Below are 19198 nucleotides of genomic sequence, written 5' to 3'. Positions count from 1 at the left end.
ATGAATCAGGACAATCTGATCGAAGTGCGCGACCTCGCCGTCGAGTTCGGCTTCAACGAGCGCCTGCACCGGGTGGTCGAGGGCGTGAGCTTCGACATCAAACGCGGCGAAACCCTGGCCCTGGTCGGCGAGTCCGGCTCGGGCAAATCGGTGACGGCGCACTCGATCCTGCGCCTGCTGCCCTACCCGCTGGCCCGCCATCCGGCCGGCAGCATCAACTATGCCGGGCAGAATCTGCTGGGGCTGAGCGAAAAGACCATCCGGCATATTCGCGGCAACCGCATCGCGATGATCTTTCAGGAGCCGATGACCTCGCTCAACCCGCTGCACTCGATCGAGAAGCAGATCAACGAGATCCTCGGCATCCACAAGGGTCTGAGCGGCAAAGTCGCGACCAAGCGCACTTTGGAGCTGCTGGAGATGGTCGGCATTCCCGAGCCGCACAAACGCCTCAAGGCCCTGCCCCACGAATTGTCCGGCGGCCAGCGCCAGCGGGTAATGATCGCCATGGCGTTGGCCAACGAGCCGGAACTGCTGATCGCCGACGAGCCGACCACCGCACTGGACGTGACCGTTCAGCTGAAAATCCTCGATTTGCTCAAGGAGTTGCAGGCCAGATTGGGCATGTCGCTGCTACTGATCAGTCACGATTTGAACCTGGTGCGAAGAATTGCGCATCGCGTATGTGTCATGCAGCGCGGTTGCATCGTCGAACAGGCATCGTGCGCAGAGCTGTTCCGTTCGCCGCAGCATCCGTACACTCGGGAATTGCTCGGCGCGGAGCCCAGCGGAGGCCCGGCGAGCAATAAAATCGGGGCGCCGCTGCTCGAAGTCGAGAACCTCAAAGTCTGGTTCCCGATCAAGAAAGGCCTGCTCAAGCGCACGGTGGATTACGTCAAGGCAGTGGACGGCATCAATTTCAGCCTGCCTCAGGGACAGACGCTGGGGATCGTGGGGGAAAGCGGTTCCGGCAAATCCACCCTCGGTCTGGCAATTTTGCGGCTGATCGGCAGCAAAGGCGCGATTCGCTTTGAGGGCAAACAGCTAGACTGCCTGACGCAGAACGAGGTTCGCCCGTTGCGTCGGGAGATGCAGGTGGTGTTTCAGGATCCGTTCGGCAGCCTGAGTCCGCGGATGTGCGTGAGCGACATCGTTGGCGAAGGCCTGCGGATTCACAAGATGGGCACCGCCGCCGAGCAGGAAGCGGCGATTATTGCGGCATTGAAGGAGGTAGGTCTGGATCCGGAAACCCGGCACCGCTACCCTCACGAATTTTCCGGTGGGCAACGGCAACGTATCGCCATTGCCCGGGCTTTGGTGCTGAAACCGGCGCTGATCCTGCTGGACGAGCCGACTTCCGCGCTCGACCGCACGGTGCAGCGGCAAGTGGTGGAGCTGTTGCGTTCTCTGCAAGCCAAGTACAACCTGACGTATTTGTTCATCAGCCATGACCTGGCTGTCGTCAAAGCGCTGAGCCACCAGCTGATGGTGGTCAAGCATGGCCAAGTGGTCGAACAGGGAGACGCGCAAGATATTTTTGCCGCCCCCAAACATCCGTATACACAGCAGTTGCTGGAAGCCGCTTTTTTGGCACCAGCCACTGCGCAATAACCTGAAAGAGGAGCAACACATGGGTTTTCTCGCCGGTAAGCGCGTACTGATCGTCGGTGTCGCCAGCAAGCTGTCCATCGCATCCGGCATCGCTGCCGCCATGCATCGCGAGGGCGCTGAGCTTGCCTTCACTTATCAGAACGACAAACTGAAAGGTCGTGTTGAGGAATTCGCTCAAGGCTGGGGTTCGAGCCCTGAGCTGTGCTTCCCGTGCGACGTGGCCAGCGATGAAGAAATCGCCAAGGTCTTCGAAGAACTGAGCAAGAAGTGGGACGGCCTGGACTGCATCGTGCACTCCGTCGGCTTCGCCCCGGGCGACCAACTGGACGGCGACTTCACCGAAGCCACCACCCGTGAAGGTTTCCGCATCGCTCACGACATCAGCGCCTACAGCTTCGTGGCCCTGGCCAAGGCTGGCCGCGAAATGATGAAAGGCCGCAACGGCAGCCTGCTGACTCTGTCGTACCTGGGCGCCGAGCGCACCATGCCGAACTACAACGTGATGGGCATGGCCAAGGCTTCGCTGGAAGCTGGCGTACGCTACCTGGCCGGCTCCCTGGGCCCGGACGGCACCCGCGTCAACTGCGTATCGGCTGGCCCGATCCGTACCCTGGCAGCCTCGGGCATCAAGAACTTCCGCAAGATGCTGGCCGCCAACGAAGCGCAAACCCCACTGCGCCGCAACGTCACCATCGAAGAAGTCGGCAACGCCGGCGCCTTCCTGTGCTCCGATCTGGCGTCGGGCATCAGCGGTGAAATCATGTACGTGGACGGCGGCTTCAACACCACCGCCATGGGCAACATCGAAGAGTAATCTTCGGTCTGCCGATAAAAAACCCGCCAATCGGCGGGTTTTTTTGTGCCTGCAATGTCTTCAACAACCCAAATCCCCTGTAGGAGTGAGCTTGAATTTCGTGAACAGCGGATAAACCTGTGGGAGTGGGCTTGCTCACGAAGAGGCCGGTACATTCGACATGGATATCGCCTGAGCGGACGCTTTCGCGAGCAAGCCCGCTCCCACACTGTTTTTACGATGTGCCTGAATTTTGTGGGCAGCGGATAAACCTGTGGGAGTGGGCTTGCTCACGAAGAGGCCGGCACATTCGACATGGATATCGCCTGACCGGACGCTTTCGCGAGCAAGCCCGCTCCCACAGGGTTCTGCGATGCGCCTGAACTTTGTGGGCAGCGGATAAACCTGTGGGAGTGGGCTTGCTCACGAAGAGGCCGGCACATTCGACATGGATATCGCCTGACCGGACGCTTTCGCGAGCAAGCCCGCTCCCACAGGGTTCTGCGGTGTATCTGGATTTTGTGAGCACCCGATAAACCTGTGGGAGTGGGCTTGCTCACGAAGAGGCCGGCACATTCGACATGGATATCGCCTGACGGGACGCTTTTGCGAGCAAGCCCGCTCCCACACTGTTTTGCGATGCGCTTGAACTTTGTGGGCAGCGGATAAACCTGTGGGAGTGGGCTTGCTCACGAAGAGGCCGGCACATTCGACATGGATATTGCCTGAGCGGACGCTTTCGCGAGCAAGCTCGCTCCCACAGGGTTCTGCGCTGCACCTGAATTTTGTGAGCACCCGATAAACCTGTGGGAGTGGGCTTGCTCACGAAGAGGCTGGCACATTCAACATGGATATCGCCTGGCCGGACGCTTTCGCGAGCAAGCCCGCTCCCACACTGTTTTGCGATGTGCCTGAATTTTGTGGGCAGCCGACAAACCTGTGGGAGTGGGCTTGCTCACGAAGAGGCCGGCACATTCAACATGGATATCGCCTGAGCGGACGTTTTCGCGAGCAAGCCCGCTCCCACAGGGTTCTGCGGTATATCTGGATTTTGTGGGCAGCCGCTAAATCTGTGGGAGCTGGCTTGCCAGCGATGAGGCCTGAATCAGCGCCGTTTCAACGCCTGCTTGTGCGCATACATCGCCTGGTCGGCATCAGCCAGTAGCCGATCCACCGTGTCATGCCGTTGCGGATCGTATTCGATCTGGCCGACGCTGAAGCGGATGTCGTAGCCGCGTTGCAACATCGTATTGCGTTCGTCGAGGATGTCCTTGAGCCGCGCCATGATCGCTGTGGTTTCGACGTGACTGGAGCCGGTCAGCAGCGCCACGAACTCGTCACCGCCCAGGCGCCCGACCACATCGCTCTCGCGAAAAGCGATGCGCAGCACATCGGCAAAGGTCTTCAGCGCACTGTCGCCTTCGGCATGGCCGTAACGATCGTTGATCTGTTTGAAGTCATTGAGATCGAAAAACAGCAGCGTCGCCGGTTTATCCCGGTGTTTGCAGGCGTCCAGCGCATGCTGGGCCAGGGTCTTGAAGCCGCGGCGGTTGGACAGCAGCGTCAGCTCGTCCATGCTTGCCATCTGCACCGCCATCAACTCCTGCTCGGCCATGCCGGCGAGATCGCGCAACAGGGCACGCTCCTCGTCGTCGAGTTCACGCGGCTGGGTGTCGATCAGGCACAACGTGCCCATTTTGTTGCCGTTGGGCACGGTCAGCGGGTAGCCCGCGTAGAAACGGATGTTCGGCTCGCCGGTGACCAGCGGATTGTCATGAAAGCGCTTGTCCTGCTTGGCATCAGGCACCAGCAGCAATTCGTCCTGAAGAATCGCGTGCCCACAGAACGACACATCACGCGGGGTTTCGTTGACCTCGAGCCCGACGCAGGACTTGAACCACTGCCGGTCCTTGTCCACCAGCGTCACCAGCGCAATCGGCACGTTGAACAGGCGTTTGGCCAGCCGCGTGAGCCGGTCAAAACGCTCCTCCGGCGCCGAATCAAGAACCTTCAAGCCGTGCAGCGCTTGAATTCGGGTGGCTTCATTGGCGGGTTTGATCGGGGCCAGCATCACGCACTCCATCAGGGTCAATGACCGTTAGAGTAGCCTGATTCGCCAGCGACTCACACACTCAACCGCCCGCCACCGGACATGGCCCGCCAGCATCGGCCCAAAGCTTGAACTGGGCCACAAAAATGTCATGCGGCACCGGCACCGGTGCGCGCCCTGCTCCGGGGTTCCAGCCCCACAACACCAGTTTGTCGTCGCTGACATGTTTGATCAGCGCGGCGAAATCACGGTCGCCGTTGCTCGAGCGGTCCTTGATCATCGCGCACAACTTGTCCGGCGGCAGGCCGATCCAGGCCATCTTGTGGGCCGCCGGCGGCAGACTCCAGTGTGGTGCCCCCGGTGGCGCGTGGGGGCCATAACTGGCCGGCGGATTGCTCTCGGCGTGGCAGGTGGCGCAGGGCAAACCGGCGGCGCCCTTGCCGTCCATGCCACGCACCACATTCATCGCGTGTGGTTTGCCGGCATCGAATTGCAGCGGCGAATCGCCGGGGATGTGACAGTTCTGGCAGCGCGGGCTCTGGAACACCTTCTGCACCGTGCCGAACGCCTTGAGCGCCTCCTGATCGTCGGCGAACAGGTCCGAGGCGTAGCCGCCCAGCCCCAGCAACATCATCGTGCCCAACAGCAGATGTCGTTTCATCTCACACCCCCGACAGTTGCAGCGGCAGTTCACGCAAGCGCTGCCCGGTCAGCGCATACACGGCATTGGCCACCGCCGGCGCGGTCGGCGGAACCCCGGCCTCGCCGATGCCGCCGGGCTTGTCGCTGCTGGGCACGATATGCACCTCGACCAGCGGCATCTCGTTGAGCCGCAGCACCTGGTAATCGTGATAATTGGACTGCACCACCGCGCCGTCCTTGACCGTCAGCTTGCTGTGCAGCGCCATGCCCAGGCCAAAGGTGATGCACGATTCCATCTGCGCCGCGATGCTCTGCGGGTTGACCGCTATCCCGCAATCCACCGCACACACCACGCGGTGCACGCGAATCGCCAGATTGTCCTGCGAGACCTCGGCCACCTGCGCCACATAACTGCCGAACGACTCGTGCACCGCCACACCCAATGCATGCCCGTCAGGCAACGGCGCTGTCCAGTTGGCCTTCTCCACCGCCAGATTCAGCACCCCGAGATGCCGCGCATGGTCCTTGAGCAAGGTGCGTCGATATTCGACCGGGTCCTTGCCCGCCGCCGTGGCCATTTCATCGATCAGCGACTCCATGACGAACGCGGTGTGGCTGTGCCCCACCGAACGCAGCCACAGCACATTGATTCCGGTCTGCGGCGAATGCAGCTCGACCTGTTGATGGGCCAGGCCCTTGATATACGGGCTGTCGGCCACGCCTTCGACCGAAGTCGCGTCGATGCCGTTCTTGACCATGGTCTGTTCGAGCATGGTGCCGGCCATGATCGACTGGCCGACCAGCACATGCTGCCAGCTCAGCGGCATGCCCTGCCCATCGAGGCCGATGCGTGCCTGATGCAGGAACATCGAGCGGTAATACCCGCCGCGAATGTCATCCTCGCGCGACCACACGGTTTTCACCGGCAGCCCGGCGGCTTTCGCCACTTGCACCGCTTCGGCGACGAAATCCGAGGTCGGATTGGCCCGCCGCCCGAATCCGCCGCCAAGAAATTCGGTGTGAATTTCCACCTGCTCCGGTTTGAGCCCGGTGATCTTGCCGGCGACCATCTGGTCGAGGGTCTGGAATTGCGTGCCGGTCCAGATCTCGCACCTTTCGGCGCTGATCTTCACTGTGCAGTTCAGCGGTTCCATCGGTGCGTGCGCCAGATACGGCACGCTGTATTCGACGTCGATTTTCTTCGCCGCCTTGTCGAAGTTGCCCTTGGCATCACCGGCCTGACTGGCGGAAGTGCCCGGTGTCGCTGCCAGTTTGCGGAAACTGTCGAGCAGGCCCTGGCTGCTCAGGTCAGTGTGCGGGCCCATGTCCCAATCGACTTTCAATGCATCACGACCGAGTTTCGCCGCCCAGTAATGATCGGCAATCACCGCCACACCGGTCGGCACCTGTACCACTTTGTGCACACCGGGCACCGCCAGTGCCTCGGCGCCCTCGAAGGATTTGACCGTGGCACCGAACACCGGCGCACGGGCGACCATCGCGGTCATCAAGCCCTCGAATTGCACGTCCATGCCGAACTTGGCGCGCCCGGTGATTTTCTCCGGGGTATCGAGGCGTTTGGTCGGCTTGCCGATGACCTTCCAGTCCTTGGCCTCCTTGAAGGTGATCGACTTCGGATCGGGAACTGGCAGTTGCCCGGCGGCGTCCGCCAGTTCGCCGTACGTCGCGCGTTTATCGCCGACGATCACCACGCCCGATTCGGTGCGAATCGTCGACGCAGCGACGTTAAAGCGCTTGGCTGCCGCCTCCACCAGCATCTGCCGCGCCGTGGCCCCGGCGAGCCGGTAACGGTCGAACTCCATCCAGGTCGAGGTCGAGCCGCCGGTAATCTGCATCCCGCCAAACGCGGGCATGCCGTAATTCGCCGCCGAGGCCGGCGAGTGTTCGACGCGGATCGTCGACCAGTCGGCGTCCAGTTCCTCGGCGATCAGCATGGTCAGGCCGGTCCAGATGCCCTGACCCATTTCCGAGTGCCCGAGCAACACCGTCACGCTGTTGTCGGCGGCAATGCGCAAAAACGCATTCGGCGCGAAGACCTTGCCTTCATTCTCCGCCGCCAGAGCAAAACGATGGGCACCAGGCACGACGAACGCCACCACCAGACCGCCCCCCAGCACGGCACTGCCCTTGAGAAATCCGCGACGCGATACAGGACTGTTCATCAACCTTCTCCCAACATGCCTCAGCCGATTTCGGACGCGCGCTTGACCGCCGCGCGGATTCGCGGATAGGTACCGCAGCGGCAAATATTGCCGGAGAGCGCCTGATCGATATCGCTGTCGGTGGGCTTGGGGATTTTCGCCAGCAGCGCGGCGGCAGACATGATCTGCCCCGACTGGCAGTAGCCGCACTGCACCACATCAAGTTCGGCCCAGGCCTGCTGCACCGGGTGCGAGCCATCGGTCGAAAGGCCTTCGATGGTGAGAATTTTCTGCCCGTTGGCCACGGCGGTGGCGGGCGTGATACAGGCACGCAACGGCGCGCCATCGACGTGTACGGTGCAGGCGCCGCACTGGGCCATGCCACAGCCGAATTTGGTACCGGTCAGGTGCGCCACGTCACGCAGGACCCAGAGCAACGGCATGTCGGCCGGCACATCGAGCTCCTGATCCTTGCCATTGATATTCAAGGTCAGCATCGGGGATTTTCCTCAGACTCACGGTGTTCTGAAGGGGCGTCGCTACGGCCAGCAAAGCCTGTGCGCGCCTCGGCTTATCCCTTTCAGCAAAGCCTAATTTGCGCGTGAAGCCAGACATGGCGACCACCGGTCATGCCCTATCGCAAAAATGTCGACTTTAATCTTCTGGCTGATAACGGCGCTTATCCGAACCGTCACGACCGGTCTGCGACGAGCGCGGTAACCCATCACCTTGGTCAGGAGTCGCGAACATGGGATTTGTCACCACCAAAGACGGCGTCGAAATTTTCTACAAGGACTGGGGCCCGAAGGACGCCCCGGTGATCCACTTCCACCACGGCTGGCCGCTCAGCTCGGACGACTGGGATGCGCAGATGCTGTTCTTTCTGGCCCAGGGCTTTCGGGTGATTGCCCATGACCGCCGGGGGCACGGACGGTCGAGCCAGGTCTGGGACGGCCACGACATGGACCATTACGCCGACGATGCGCTGGCGGTGGTTCAGCACCTGGGGGTGAAGAACGTGGTGCATGTCGGCCACTCCACCGGCGGCGGCGAGGTCATCCACTACATCGCCCGGCATGGTCAGGACAACGTCGCCAAAGGCGTGTTGATCAGCGCGGTGCCACCGTTGATGGTCAAGACCGAGAGCAATCCGGGTGGTTTGCCGAAATCGGTGTTCGACGATTTTCAGGCGCAACTGGCTGACAATCGTGCGCAGTTCTACCGCGATATCCCCAGCGGGCCGTTTTATGGCTATAACCGCCCCGGGGCCAAGCCGTCTGAGGGGATCATCGGCAACTGGTGGCGTCAGGGCATGATCGGCGGCGCCAAGGCGCATTACGACGGGATCGTTGCGTTCTCGCAGACCGATTTCACCGAAGACCTGAAGAAAGTCACCGTGCCGGTGCTGGTGATGCATGGCGAGGACGATCAGATCGTACCGTATGCGAACTCGGGGCCTTTGTCGGCGAAACTGCTGCCAAATGGCACGTTGAAGTCGTATCCGGGGTTTCCGCACGGGATGCCGACGACTGAGGCGGCGACGATCAATGCCGATTTGCTGGCATTTATTCGCGGCTGAGGAGAGTTGCGTTCACGCCTGTCTCCTGTAGGAGCGAGCCTGCTCGCGATGGCGATGTATCAGGCAACAAATGTTCAATCTGTTCCGACGCTATCGCGAGCAGGCTCACTCCTACAAGGGAACTTGATTGGCCTGAAGTTCACTACGCCTCGGTGCGCCCCGTCCCTTCGCGATCACGTTCGTAGTGGTGCGCCAGTGGCAGCGCGGGCAACCATGACTCGCGCCGTACAGTCCACAGTTCATAGGTCGGCTTGAACTGGTTCGGCGCGTCCAGCGAGCCGACATTCACTTCAATTTCATCCCCCGAACGCGCCAGTACCGGCGAACCACAGCGCGGACAGAACACCCGCCCTTGATACTCGCCAGTGTTGCCGCTGACGGTCACCGCATTCTCGGGAAATATCGCCGAGGCATGGAACAACGCCCCGTGGTGTTTGCGGCAGTCGAGGCAGTGGCAAATCCCGACGCGGTAAGGTTGGCCCGACGCTTCGAAACGCACATCGCCGCACAGGCAACCGCCAGTTAATGAGTTCATGGTGTCTATCCTCTGCCAGACTCTGTTCAGCCTTTGAACATAGCAGCCGTACAAGCGAACGCTCACATTCTGCCTACGCCGGAGACAGCCCCATGCCCTCCCCCGAGTCCATCTTGTTACAGAGCTGGCACACCAACGCTGACGCCTGGATCGACGCGATCCGCAGCGGTACCATCGAAAGCCGCCAGCAAGTCACCGATCAGGCGATCCTGCTGGCGATCATGGGCCGTCAACCCGAACGCGTGCTGGATCTGGGTTGCGGCGAAGGCTGGTTGTTGCGGGCGCTGGCGGATCGCGGTATCGATACGGCGGGCGTCGATGGCGACGCGACGTTGATCGAGGCTGCACGCGAGGCCGGTTCGGCCAAGGTACATGTGGCCAGTTATGCGGCATTGGTCGACGCCGAAATTGATATTGGCCGTGATTACGATTTGATCTGCGCCAACTTCTCGCTGCTGCATCAGGACATCATTCCATTGCTCGCCGCGATGCAGGCGTTGCTGGTTCCCGGCGGCGCCATGATCATTCAGACCCTGCATCCGTGGGCCGTGGCGGCCGGCGATTATCAGGATGGCTGGCGTGAAGAGTCCTTCGCCGGGTTCAAGGGCCAGTGGCAGCCGATGCCGTGGTATTTCCGCACGCTGTCGAGCTGGTGCAACGCGCTGGACATGGCCGGGTTTCACCTGGTCAGCCTGCAAGAGCCGCAGCATCCGCAAAGCCCGGTGCCGCAGTCGCTGTTGATGATTGCCGAGCGGCGCTCCTTGTAGGAGTGAGCCTGCTCGCGATGGCGTAGTGTCAGGCAACACATATGCAAACTGTACCGACACCATCGCGAGCAGGCTCACTCCTACAGGGTTTGTCGGCGAGCGACGCACTTGTCGATCTACGGCAGCGCCATTCGACCAAGGACTGACTACGCTGTAAAACCTGCGTGTCTAACCTGCCGAGGATGACTGCCATGCAACGCTTTCAAAAACTCACACCGTGCCTGTGGTTCGATGATCAGGCCGAAGCCGCCGCGAAGTTCTATTGCTCGATCTTCGATCATTCGAAAATCACCGGCCTGACCCACTACAGCAAGGTCGGCCAGGAATTTCACGGCAAGCCGGAAGGCGCGGTGATGACCGTCAGCTTCGAACTCGACGGCCAGACCTTCACCGGCCTCAACGGCGGGCCGATGTTCAAGTTCAGTGAGGCCATTTCGTTTCAGGTCAATTGCCAGAATCAGGAAGAAGTCGACCACTTCTGGGGCAATCTGTCGGCAGGCGGCCCGGTCGAGGCCCAGCAATGCGGTTGGCTCAAGGACAAGTTCGGGGTGTCGTGGCAGATCGTGCCGGTGGCGTTCATGCACATGATGCTGGACCCCGACACCAGCAAGTCGCAACGGGCGATGCAGGCCATGTTCAAGATGAAAAAACTCGACATCGCCGAACTGGAGCGGGCCTTTGCCGGCCAGAGCTAATACACTCCGGTTCTGGCCTGCCGGGAACCATAACGATGAAACACGCTGCCGCCAAAAACCCTGAAAAAGCCCCTCGCTTCTGGCGCGACGATGCCCTGCCCTTCATCGAAGCGCGGGCCATCGCCGATGGCCGTGAGGTCTGCTACTCACGCCATTCCCATGCGCATTTTTCGATTGGCGCGATCACCGCCGGGCGGAGCATTTATGTGCATGAGCAATCGACGTTCGAAGTCGCCGCCGGCACCGTGGTGCTGATGAATCCGGGCGACGTGCATGCCTGCAATCCGATCGATGATCAGCCGTGGTCGTACTTGATGTTGTATGTCGAGACGCCGTGGCTGACGGATTTGCAGCATCAACTGGGGTTCAGTGCGGAGCTGGAGTTTCGGCGGTTCTCCACTACTCATCTGGATGACCCGCGACTGTTTCGTGACCTGCAAGGGCTTTACGCCACACTGGTCGACGAGCAGCAGGACGTACTGCGCAAACACAGCGCAGCGGTGGAGTTTTTCAGCGATCTGCAACTACGCCTGAACCCGGCTGAACCACCGCAGCGTGAACCGAATTTCAAGCTCGAACGCGCCGCCGACTTCATCCGCGAACACTGCACCGACCTGCTCAGCCTGGAGGACATCTGCACGGCGGCGCAGTTGTCACCGTCGTATCTGATCCGTACGTTCAAGCAGCATTACGGCATGACTCCGCATGCCTTTGTGGTCAACCAGCGCATCCAGTTCGCCCGCGAACGTCTGCGCAGCGGCCAGTTGATTGCCGATGTCGCGCTGGAAGCAGGTTTTGCCGATCAGGCGCATTTTCAGCGCGCATTCAAACAGCATCTGGCGGCGACTCCCGGCCAATATCGCGGCTGATCCTGGCGCCGGGCTCACGGCAACAGCAGATAACCCGCGCTCGCCGCCAGCAACAAGGCCATCAACCGATTGAACAGGCGCATCCCCTTCGGATTGCCCAGATACCCACGCAGAAACGTCCCGGCATAGACCCAGCAACCGACCGACAGATAACAGATCACCAGATACACCGCGGCGAACTGCCAGACCAGCCGTGCCTCGCCATCGGCGACAAACGCGCCCATCCCTGCCACACACGCCAGCCAGGCTTTCGGGTTGAGCCATTGCATCACCGCGCCGTACAACATCGACGGCGCCCGCCCCGCCTCGCCGACATGCAACTGGCCGTCATCGGCAGCCAGTTTCCAGGCCATGAACAACAGAAACGCCACCCCGGCCAATTGCACCACCCGGGTCAGAAATGGCCACAGTTTCAGGACCTCATGCAGCCCCAGGCCCATCAGCACCAGCAACAGCACAAAACCCAGCGTCGCTCCTGCCACGTGCCGCTGACTGGCCCGAAAGCCGAACTGCGCACCGGAACTCAGCGCCACTATATTCACCGGCCCCGGGGTTATGGACGCCACCAGCGCAAACGCCGCCATCGACACAATCAGACTCATTACGCACCTGCTGCAGAGTGGGGAGAAAGAGACTCAGGCTAACTAAGGCATGGCCTCCTGTATTGAACAAAATTGCCCTCAAATTGACCGGCATGAAACATACATTGAAACCAATACTGCAAAACAAGCCCTGACTGCGCCGATATCGTCGTCCTGCGAAAACGACTTTCGCCGCTCTCGTTTATTGACCCACCTATAAACCATGGATGGACTGAAATCCAATGACAACTTTAACCAATCTTTTTACCTCTGCCCCCTTATCAAGTGAGCAACTTGAACGACGCGCTATCGCGCAGACAATGAGAGCAACACTCGAAAAGCTGGAGAAAGACAAGGACAGTCGCAACTATTATCACCAAACCAGCCTGATCGATGGTGAGCAACTGTCCATATCGATTCTTGAGGGCAGTCAATTCAACCAAGCGCATTTCTCGGCACATATCGTCCTGCGCCAACTGGTACGGCAGCCGCAATTCGTTGCAATCGTCGACGCGTTGAAAATCAATGATGACAACTGGACACTGGTCAATAAAGAGGGCGAAATCTTTCAGGTCCATGAAGTCGAAAAAACCGACGGGACGTTTATCGAGCGCATCGATATCACCCAGCAGGTCAACGCGATTGATTCGTTTAAATCCGACCTGCAACTGCTGGCCAGAAGTGCAGTCATGACGGGTGACATCGTGTCTTCAGGCGACCGTCTGCCGTTGCTCAACTGGCTACAGTTCCAGCAACTGAACCTGCCCAAGACCGTGGAACAGTTTGAAAACCTGATCGCCTGGCTGGAACTGACGTTGCCACCGGCGCCCACGCATGGCAACTATTGGGGGACATCCAACGAAACCGGTGCAACAGAGTTGTGCATCGATGAGGATCAGCAATCAACTATCTATCAGGTCATCCATAAGTTGATGGACAAGGGCGAGCCGCGCACGGAACCGCTGATCAATTATCTGGCGGGTGCACTGCTCAAGAAAGAGACGCCGACAGCCCTGCGTGAATACCCGCGTCGCGCCTGGGCATTGCTGATCGAGACCGAAGAAGCGAAAGCCTTCGCCCAGTCCTGCTTCGAAGCGTTGAACGAGCCGTCCATGGTCAATGCGACTGTGCTGAGCACAGAGCAGCGTAGTCGCCTGCTGGTCGCAGCGGTCATGCTCGATTTGTCGTTGGGTCGCGAAGACAAGAACCAGAACTTCATCGAGCAGAATATCTATAACCCAGGTTACGTACAGGCTACCTCCCACGAGGTCAATCTGGCACTGGAACAGGCACTCGGACGCCGACGCATCAAGGAATATGCAGTTCCCATGACGCTGGAACTGATCCTCGCCGGACTTGCGCCGGAGTTGCTGGTCAGGACACCCGCGACGCTGCAGATAGGCACACCAGGCTGGGTCATTCTGCGCAAATCGGTACGTCTGGCCGAGAGCATCGCGCCTGGCCTGTCCAGTCAGATGCCCTATGACAAACTGCTTGAATTGGGTGCAATCTTGCCCACCAGTGCGCAACAGCAGACCCTGCATGACTGGGCGAACCTGCAAGGCATCCTGGACTGGTCGATGCTCAATGGCCTGGAGCCGGAAAATGCCCATGACCTGCCAACCGAGACGCTATTCAAGCAGGCTGCAACGCAGTACAACGCTCACATCGAAGCGATCAGCGCAGCGCTGACAACGATCGCCACCCCGCCGGTCAGCCGGCGCAAGCTGGCGAAAGCCGAGCTGAACGACATTGGTTGCGACCCGACGACACAAATAGCGTTGCCGGTCGAACACGGATTCAAACGCAACTATCATTCCGTACTTGATGTTTATATGACCCGCAACCTGTTGTTCAAAAAGGACTATGACAGGCAATCCGGCCCAAGTATCTACAAGGCGCACCCGGATCTGCTGACACTCGAGCCAATCAATGACATTTACAAGGCAAAAGTAAAGGAACACTTCAAGCAATACCAGGCGGCCATCAATACCACAGTGCGCCTGGCACTTTCACGACTGCCAGTGGAAGAACGGATGGCACTTGAATTTGGCAAGGTGGCCATATTCAGCGTTCGCGATTTTTCTATGCCAATCCAGATAGGCAGCAACTATGTACCTTTTGACCCACGCGAAACTGCGCGCTTTGGCAATATGATGTTTTGCAAGTATGGATTGCAGTTTTACTGTTTTGAAATATTCCCCCTGCAAGGCATTTGCCGAAATAATCCGGCCTTGGCTGAAGTTTACATTCGCGGCCAGACACTCGATGAAATCGGATGGTTTACCGTATGGCCAAATGGCAACAGCGACTTCAAATCGCAGACGTATCTTTCCACGCGAATCGAGAAAAGCGCCTACTTCGAAGGCGAGCCCCCTTTGGGCGAGGAGTCGCGAGACAGACCAGGAATCATCCTCGAACGGTTTGCCGAATTCGATGAACCTGACGACGCTCTACCCTTGACGCGCAGTCCACTGCACAGTTTCAACTCGGAACGCTTCAACAAGATCGGCGAAATCATTGCCGAACATAATCCCCCGACCCATTACGACCAGTTTTATGCAACCAGTTACGACAAGCCCCCGCTGGAGAAGAAACATGATGACTGGGACAACGTCACCGAAACCATTCTCGACATCGTCATTCCATTCCGCCAATGCATCAGAGGCCTGTCCTCCAGTGATCCGGATCTTCGCAGCGGCGCGATATTCAGTTGCGTCATGGACCTTACCGCGATCCTCTTTGTCTTTGCCGGAGCCATCGGGCCGTTCAGCAAGGCGCTGGGCAGCAGTACAAGACTGTTAAGCCTGAGCAAGGTCGGCGCAAGCGTTGCGCTGTCGGTGTTCAATCCGCTCGATGGCGTTCCGAAGCTGGTTTACGGTGGTGCCAGACTGGTCGGCAAAGGCGTGATGAAACTCAGTCATTTCGGCTATGCCATCACCCGGGCCGGCGCCGGACAACTTCGAGCGCTGAGCAGTACCAGCAGCGGCTCGTACGACCTGGTCAAAGCCCTGAGCAAGACCGGAGCTGCAGCGGAGATTCGCATGACGTTGCCGACGGTGGCGCATGCCAGAGCGTTGTTCAAGGATGACACCATCGAGAGCACAAGCCAGATCCTGGCCCGGCTGACTGACAAGACCGTTGCGCTTCCCAAGGATGTCAGCGCTCTTGAGCTGGATCACCTTTTCCAGAGTTCAATTTTCGAGACCACACGTAAACTGCAATCAACTCAAGAGCTTGAGAAACTGATTGGCAAAACAGCTGTGGAAGAGCTGCTAAAAACCTTCATGTCCAAAAATCCGTTCGACTACAGTTCTACACGTACGCTAGGCAATGGATATTCAACCTTGCTGGCAACGGTCACCGAGGTCGAAGTGCGCAAAGCCAACTACATCAAAACTTATCAGCAGAATCTGCTGAAACAGGACCTGGGCGCAGCCCCCTACAATGGGATATTGGAAGAATCGCGATACAACATTCGAGGCCTCAGCGATAATGCCGAGCGCGCCGGTGCATGGATTGTTTATGCATCGAACTCGCAAGGTAACGACTTCGATAGCATCGTGGCGATACTGCGCGAATACGCGGCCAGCAACAAGTCGCTGACCGATCCTGCGGTCATTGCACAGTTACATCTTAGTATCGCGCCCGCCACCGCCGACACCATTCGCGTGGGCTTGAATCAGGCAAAGTATGTTAGCGACATCAGTGGCTTTGCGTTGATGCAGGATCACCTGAAACTACTGAACCCCGCTCATGAACACTTCGGCAAGCAACTGCTCGGTGCGGTTGTGGGTTTCCATGCGTTCGGTGACGGCAATGGCCGCACAGGCCGTGCTTTGTTCGCAATCAGCGAGCTACGACGCAACCGTTTCAACCCGGTTTCGAAAGAAGCGTTCAACGCAATTCATGGCGTCGATGGACCACTGTCAGATCTCTGATCAGGAGTAGCAGCAGCCCGGCCGGCATTCACCCGCCGGGCTGTTCTTGTCTTGCCGTATGGCTATCACTCGCTCCCGATCATCGCCGGCACCGTAAACCGAAACTCCGTGCCCTCACCCGGCTCACTGCTGGCCTCGATGCGCCCGCCGTGGGCTTCAACAATCCCCTGCGTGATGTACAAGCCCAGTCCGGTTCCGGTCGGGTTGCCCTCCTTCACCGTCCAGTAGCGGTCAAACACTCGCGCCAGGTTTTCCTTGGGAATGCCTTCGCCGGTATCGCGCACGGTAAACACGATCTCTTTGCCGTCAGACTTGGCCAACACGCCCACCGAACCTTTGCGCGGGGTGAACTTGATCGCGTTGCCGATCAGGTTCGACAGCACCTGAAACAGGCGCTCCGGGTCGGCGTGGATTTTCAGGTCGGGATCGGCCTGGAAGGAGATGCTGATGTCCTTGTCCAGCGCCAGTGGCCCGAGCAGCGACTGGGTCTCCTCGAACATCTGCCCGACATCCAGGGTCTGCGGGGCGATGGTGTAGCGCCCGGCGTCGATCTTCGAGGTGTCGAGCAGATCTTCCAGTAGCGTGTTCATCCGCCCGGCCGCCTGCTGCATGGTGTCGATAGCCGTGGAGATGCGCCGCGAGGTGTGCGGGCCGTCGGAACTGAAAGTCTTCTGCATCATGCCGCAGAGCATGGAAATCACGGTCATCGGGTTGCGCAGGTCATGGGAAACCACCGCCACCAGTTCATCACGGGCGCGCACCGCCTCCTGCTCGCGGCGTACCTGTCGCGCCAGGTCGTTTTCCAGTGCCGAACGGCGCAAATCGTTGGCCGCGAACAGATCGCCATGACTCCATTTGGTGGAGATCCCGGCCATCTCGACTTTCCAGATTTCGAACGAAGTACGCGGGCGCAGACGCAGGCCGGCGTCGGAGTTTTCCAGATCCAGCGGCTTGCGCGGGTCGCCGCTCCAATTGATGTTTTCCTTGACCTCGGGACGGAACCACATCACCCCGTTGTCCACCGGTTTGGGCAGGCTCATGGCAAGCACGCCGCTGGCCACTTGCTGAAACTGCGCAGCCGGCGGATAGACGCTCGCCAGATGATGGCTGGCGAACACCGGCTCACCGGTTTCCTGCAACCACTTGTGCAAGGCGCGAATGTCTTCTGGCTCCGGGCAATTGCCGTAACGGTGCAATTGCTTGTCTTCGATGATCGCAATGCCCCCGGCCCCGGCCAGCGCCATAAGCACTTGGGGTTGTTGCGCCAGACCGTCGAAGACGTTTTCCGGCGAGTCGATCATGGCCTGATTGAGCAGCGCCAACGCCTCGACTTTCTCCTCGCGCTGGCGGCTGATTTCCAGCGCTTCCATCGCGCTGATCTGCAGCGACAGCACCTGACCGATGGTCTGGCATGCGCTGCGCAGTTCATGCGGCACATGCAGCGGCTGGCGGTTGCCGCAGCTGATCAGGCCCCAGAGCTTGTCGCCCTTGAGCAGCGAGATGCTCATCGACGACAGCACGCCCATGTTCTTCATGTACTGGCAATGAATCGGCGAGACGCTGCGCAGGGTGGCGAAACTCAGGTCCAGCGGGGTCTGGGTGTCCGGGCGCAGCTTGGGCACCAGCGGCACTGGCTGATAATCGGCATTCGGAATGATCCGCAGCCAGTTGGTGCGGTACAGCTCGCGCGCCTGCTCGGGGATGTCCGAGGCCGGGAAAAACAGGCCGTTGAACACTTCCATCGACGGATCGGACGCCTCGGCGATCACCTGACCGTGGCCCTCTTCTTCGAAGCGGTAGATCAGCACCCGGTCGTAACCGGTCATCGCCTGGATTTCCCTGACGCTGATGTCATACAGCGCCTGCAGCGAGGTGGCCGCTTGCAGACGCTGGAGCATGCGCCCCAGATGGGTCTGGTTGCCGGCGACGTTACGCGGCTGGAAGTTTTCGACGTGGATTTCCAGTTCCAGGATCAACACGCCTTGATGACGGTGCAGCAGACCTTCGAACGCGGTGCCGTTGAGCCGGAAATGCAACGGTCCGGCATCGGCAAATACCGGTTGTTGCAACGCCTCGCGCACGACCGCCGCGTGCGTCTCACCCAGCAATTCGTGCAGTGGCTGGCCGATCAGTTCTTGCGCCGGGCGTGCCAGCAGGGTCTCGACGTTGGCGCTGATCTGAATGATGTCCAGCGCCGGCTCGCTCAGAGTCAGCAACAGGCCGTGGGGCTGGATTGCCCCGGGAAAGCGAATCGGTTCGTCGGCACAGTTGGCCAGCAGTTCTTCAAAGGCTTCTTGGTCTTGCGGGGTCATGCCAGTACCTCCCGGCTGTCGAGCCAGCGCTCGAAACAGCTGAATGTGGTTTGGGCCGCCGCAACAACGGCTTTACGTTCGTCCGCATCCAGCGGTCGACTGCCCAGGTATTCAATGAAAGCGCGCCAGCGGCGGCCGGTGGCGGCGCCATAGATGTCGAGGAATGCCGCGCCATTGTCGGCATTCAGGCTCAACCGCGAGGCGATTTCGCGGCGCAGGATCTGCCCGCCGAGGGTTGCCCCTTCCAGCACGTACATCACCCCCAGGCAGGCAGCGCTGGAGTCGATCACGGGCAACGACTGACACAATGGAAGATGGGCGATAGTCTCGGGCATCAGGCCCAGAGCCCTCAGATCATTGAGCAGGATCTGCGTCTTGAGACGTGGCGCAAGATCGAAATCGACCGGGATCACGCCACTGTCGAGCATTGCACTTTCCAGCGGTCGATAAAAGCCGTAGTAGGCCTGCATCAACCGTACAAAAGCGTTCGAATCGAGGGTATCGGAGAAAAAAGGAAGACGTTTTTCCAGTGCGATGTGCAGTTCGGCAGTGCCGGCTCGCAGATCTTGCAGCACCGGTGGCACATAAACTTCACGGGCCTTTGCTTGCATGTAGATCGCTCTTGGTGGGGCCGCTTCGGGGCCGGCAGGGTGTTTGCAGC

At 59.7% G+C, this 19198-nt stretch carries 15 protein-coding genes; 7 read left to right on the top strand and 8 right to left on the bottom strand.

What is annotated here, in order from left to right:
• Together V3W27_RS18555 and fabI are read left to right on the top strand one after the other, a co-directional pair.
• Nucleotides 1–1611 carry an ABC transporter ATP-binding protein gene (locus V3W27_RS18555; protein WP_027613150.1) on the top strand — a complete coding sequence of 537 codons (1611 nt, stop codon included), beginning with the start codon at nt 1–3 and terminating at the stop codon, nt 1609–1611.
• 19 nt (nt 1612–1630) lie between these two features.
• Nucleotides 1631–2425 carry an enoyl-ACP reductase FabI gene (gene fabI, locus V3W27_RS18550; RefSeq protein WP_003202751.1) on the top strand — a complete coding sequence of 265 codons (795 nt, stop codon included), beginning with the start codon at nt 1631–1633 and terminating at the stop codon, nt 2423–2425.
• Nucleotides 2426–3509: 1084 nt separating this feature from the next.
• Here the strand turns inward: fabI and V3W27_RS18545 are convergent.
• From V3W27_RS18545 to V3W27_RS18530, 4 genes are all read right to left on the bottom strand, one after another.
• Complete coding sequence (locus tag V3W27_RS18545; protein ID WP_330207228.1) at nt 3510–4475, bottom strand: sensor domain-containing diguanylate cyclase; 966 nt, start codon at nt 4473–4475, stop codon at nt 3510–3512.
• Nucleotides 4476–4536: 61 nt separating this feature from the next.
• Entirely contained in the window at nt 4537–5115 is a 579-nt protein-coding gene (locus V3W27_RS18540) for a hypothetical protein (protein ID WP_330207227.1), read from the bottom strand.
• 1 nt (nt 5116) lies between these two features.
• Complete coding sequence (locus V3W27_RS18535; RefSeq protein ID WP_330207226.1) at nt 5117–7279, bottom strand: xanthine dehydrogenase family protein molybdopterin-binding subunit; 2163 nt, start codon at nt 7277–7279, stop codon at nt 5117–5119.
• 20 nt (nt 7280–7299) lie between these two features.
• Nucleotides 7300–7755: a (2Fe-2S)-binding protein gene (locus V3W27_RS18530; RefSeq protein ID WP_083366193.1), complete on the bottom strand. Its 456-nt coding sequence runs from the start codon at nt 7753–7755 to the stop codon at nt 7300–7302.
• Nucleotides 7756–8006: 251 nt separating this feature from the next.
• On the opposite strand from V3W27_RS18530, the gene V3W27_RS18525 reads away from it, so the two are divergent.
• Entirely contained in the window at nt 8007–8837 is an 831-nt protein-coding gene (locus tag V3W27_RS18525; RefSeq protein WP_330207225.1) for an alpha/beta fold hydrolase, read from the top strand.
• Between the two features lie 142 nt (nt 8838–8979).
• On the opposite strand, the gene V3W27_RS18520 is transcribed toward V3W27_RS18525, so the two are convergent.
• Nucleotides 8980–9372: a GFA family protein gene (locus tag V3W27_RS18520; protein WP_247268512.1), complete on the bottom strand. Its 393-nt coding sequence runs from the start codon at nt 9370–9372 to the stop codon at nt 8980–8982.
• Between the two features lie 92 nt (nt 9373–9464).
• On the opposite strand from V3W27_RS18520, the gene V3W27_RS18515 reads away from it, so the two are divergent.
• The 3 genes from V3W27_RS18515 (at nt 9465) to V3W27_RS18505 (ending at nt 11703) form a co-directional block, all read left to right on the top strand.
• Nucleotides 9465–10139 (top strand): class I SAM-dependent methyltransferase, encoded by a 675-nt coding sequence (locus V3W27_RS18515; RefSeq protein ID WP_247268513.1) that lies wholly within the window; start codon nt 9465–9467, stop codon nt 10137–10139.
• A gap of 191 nt (nt 10140–10330) precedes the next feature.
• Nucleotides 10331–10834, top strand: a complete 504-nt coding sequence (locus V3W27_RS18510) for a VOC family protein (protein ID WP_096795948.1) — start codon at nt 10331–10333, stop codon at nt 10832–10834.
• Between the two features lie 35 nt (nt 10835–10869).
• A complete protein-coding gene (locus V3W27_RS18505; RefSeq protein WP_330207224.1) occupies nt 10870–11703 on the top strand; it encodes an AraC family transcriptional regulator in 834 nt (277 codons plus the stop codon).
• Nucleotides 11704–11717: 14 nt separating this feature from the next.
• On the opposite strand, the gene V3W27_RS18500 is transcribed toward V3W27_RS18505, so the two are convergent.
• Nucleotides 11718–12305, bottom strand: coding sequence for a LysE family translocator (locus V3W27_RS18500; protein ID WP_330207223.1), 588 nt, complete (start codon nt 12303–12305; stop codon nt 11718–11720).
• Nucleotides 12306–12526: 221 nt separating this feature from the next.
• On the opposite strand from V3W27_RS18500, the gene V3W27_RS18495 reads away from it, so the two are divergent.
• Nucleotides 12527–16225 carry a hypothetical protein gene (locus V3W27_RS18495; protein WP_330207222.1) on the top strand — a complete coding sequence of 1233 codons (3699 nt, stop codon included), beginning with the start codon at nt 12527–12529 and terminating at the stop codon, nt 16223–16225.
• Between the two features lie 65 nt (nt 16226–16290).
• On the opposite strand, the gene V3W27_RS18490 is transcribed toward V3W27_RS18495, so the two are convergent.
• Both V3W27_RS18490 and V3W27_RS18485 read right to left on the bottom strand, forming a co-directional pair.
• Nucleotides 16291–18537 (bottom strand): ATP-binding protein, encoded by a 2247-nt coding sequence (locus V3W27_RS18490; protein ID WP_330207221.1) that lies wholly within the window; start codon nt 18535–18537, stop codon nt 16291–16293.
• The gene (locus V3W27_RS18485; RefSeq protein WP_330207220.1) at nt 18534–19148 is read right to left on the bottom strand and encodes a biliverdin-producing heme oxygenase; all 615 of its coding nucleotides are present in this window, start codon (nt 19146–19148) and stop codon (nt 18534–18536) included. Before V3W27_RS18485 ends, V3W27_RS18490 begins: the two co-directional genes overlap by 4 nt.
• Nucleotides 19149–19198 lie beyond the last annotated feature (50 nt).

The sequence above is a fragment of the Pseudomonas sp. AM14(2022) genome, assembly GCF_036346455.1.
Lineage (GTDB): Bacteria > Pseudomonadota > Gammaproteobacteria > Pseudomonadales > Pseudomonadaceae > Aquipseudomonas > Aquipseudomonas putida_A.
Note: the sequence above shows the minus strand (reverse complement) of the source record. Positions and strands in the feature narration are given on the sequence as shown.

Coding starts and splice junctions, on each gene's coding strand:
- V3W27_RS18555 (WP_027613150.1), top strand. CDS start 1: ATGAATCAGGACAATCTGATCGAAGTGCGCGACCTCGCCGTCGAGTTC.
- fabI (WP_003202751.1), top strand. CDS start 1,631: ATGGGTTTTCTCGCCGGTAAGCGCGTACTGATCGTCGGTGTCGCCAGC.
- V3W27_RS18545 (WP_330207228.1), bottom strand. CDS start 4,475: ATGCTGGCCCCGATCAAACCCGCCAATGAAGCCACCCGAATTCAAGCG.
- V3W27_RS18540 (WP_330207227.1), bottom strand. CDS start 5,115: ATGAAACGACATCTGCTGTTGGGCACGATGATGTTGCTGGGGCTGGGC.
- V3W27_RS18535 (WP_330207226.1), bottom strand. CDS start 7,279: ATGAACAGTCCTGTATCGCGTCGCGGATTTCTCAAGGGCAGTGCCGTG.
- V3W27_RS18530 (WP_083366193.1), bottom strand. CDS start 7,755: ATGCTGACCTTGAATATCAATGGCAAGGATCAGGAGCTCGATGTGCCG.
- V3W27_RS18525 (WP_330207225.1), top strand. CDS start 8,007: ATGGGATTTGTCACCACCAAAGACGGCGTCGAAATTTTCTACAAGGAC.
- V3W27_RS18520 (WP_247268512.1), bottom strand. CDS start 9,372: ATGAACTCATTAACTGGCGGTTGCCTGTGCGGCGATGTGCGTTTCGAA.
- V3W27_RS18515 (WP_247268513.1), top strand. CDS start 9,465: ATGCCCTCCCCCGAGTCCATCTTGTTACAGAGCTGGCACACCAACGCT.
- V3W27_RS18510 (WP_096795948.1), top strand. CDS start 10,331: ATGCAACGCTTTCAAAAACTCACACCGTGCCTGTGGTTCGATGATCAG.
- V3W27_RS18505 (WP_330207224.1), top strand. CDS start 10,870: ATGAAACACGCTGCCGCCAAAAACCCTGAAAAAGCCCCTCGCTTCTGG.
- V3W27_RS18500 (WP_330207223.1), bottom strand. CDS start 12,305: ATGAGTCTGATTGTGTCGATGGCGGCGTTTGCGCTGGTGGCGTCCATA.
- V3W27_RS18495 (WP_330207222.1), top strand. CDS start 12,527: ATGACAACTTTAACCAATCTTTTTACCTCTGCCCCCTTATCAAGTGAG.
- V3W27_RS18490 (WP_330207221.1), bottom strand. CDS start 18,537: ATGACCCCGCAAGACCAAGAAGCCTTTGAAGAACTGCTGGCCAACTGT.
- V3W27_RS18485 (WP_330207220.1), bottom strand. CDS start 19,148: ATGCAAGCAAAGGCCCGTGAAGTTTATGTGCCACCGGTGCTGCAAGAT.